The sequence below is a fragment of the Haloarcula sp. 1CSR25-25 genome, assembly GCF_032027985.1.
Taxonomy (GTDB): Archaea; Halobacteriota; Halobacteria; order Halobacteriales; family Haloarculaceae; genus Haloarcula.
In genome coordinates this window covers 1-939 of the sequence record NZ_JAHYBW010000023.1, presented here as the reverse complement: position 1 = coordinate 939, position 939 = coordinate 1, and the positions used below count along the sequence as shown (strand labels likewise).

1 protein-coding gene is annotated in these 939 nt (G+C 57.8%); it reads left to right on the top strand.

Annotated elements, in window-relative coordinates; all coding sequences use genetic code 11:
* The first annotated feature begins 79 nt into the window (after positions 1–79).
* The gene (locus tag KZ498_RS24635; protein ID WP_312622363.1) at positions 80–907 is read left to right on the top strand and encodes an IS5 family transposase; all 828 of its coding nucleotides are present in this window, start codon (positions 80–82) and stop codon (positions 905–907) included.
* Positions 908–939: the final 32 nt, after the last annotated feature.

Sequence of the window (939 nt, the reverse complement as noted above, 5' to 3'; positions counted from 1 at the left end):
TGGCTCTGGTGAATCGCTGGACGACGGCGGCATCGACCGTTAGAACTAGGAAGTTGAAGCGGGAAACCGTCGATGATTCATGTCTAAGATCTCCCGCTTCACGAGCAAAGTCGTTCAGTTAGCTAAAAATGCTGTTGGTGAGCGAGGCGAAGTCGCCGCCCCCGAAGGGGGTGGCGGCTTCGCCGAGTATGCGGTGGTGTCGCTGCACTGTCTGCGGGTTTACCTGGAAAAATCCTATCGAGAGGCACTCGATTTGCTGAGCGAGATGCCACAAATACTCGGGGAGATCGGCCTTGAGGCGGCCGATCTCCCCGACCACTCGACGCTAGTCAAGTGGTTTGACAGAATCAAGACCGCACTCTGGCGAGTGCTGCTGCGCCTGTCGGCGCAGCTGCACGACACGAGCGGTCACGCCGCCATCGATGCGACGTTCTTCGACCGCGAAAACGCTAGCAAACACTACTGTCGGCGGACGAATTATCGGGTTCAGACGCTCAAAGCGACAGCTCTCGTCGACACAGAAAGCCAAGCCATTCTGGACGTTCACTGTACGACTGAGAAACGCCACGACACGCACCTCGGCTGGCAGGTCGCCCTCCGCAACGCGGGCGACCTCGCCAGCCTCGCTGCTGACAAAGGCTACGATTGGATGGATTTACGCGAGAAACTCCGCGAAGAGGGCGTAAGACCGCTGATCAAACATCGTGAGTTCCGGCCCATCGATCACGCGCATAACGCGCGGATCGATGGGCCTCGATACCGCCAGAGAGCGACGTGTGAGACCGTCTTCTCGACAATCAAGCGCACGCTCGGCGACGCCGTGCGTGCGCGATCTTGGTACGGTGAATTTCGTGAACTCGTCTTGATGTGTGCGGTTCACAATATCAAGCAATCGCTAAAACAGTGAAATCAAGCTACGTCTGGCGATTCACCACGGCC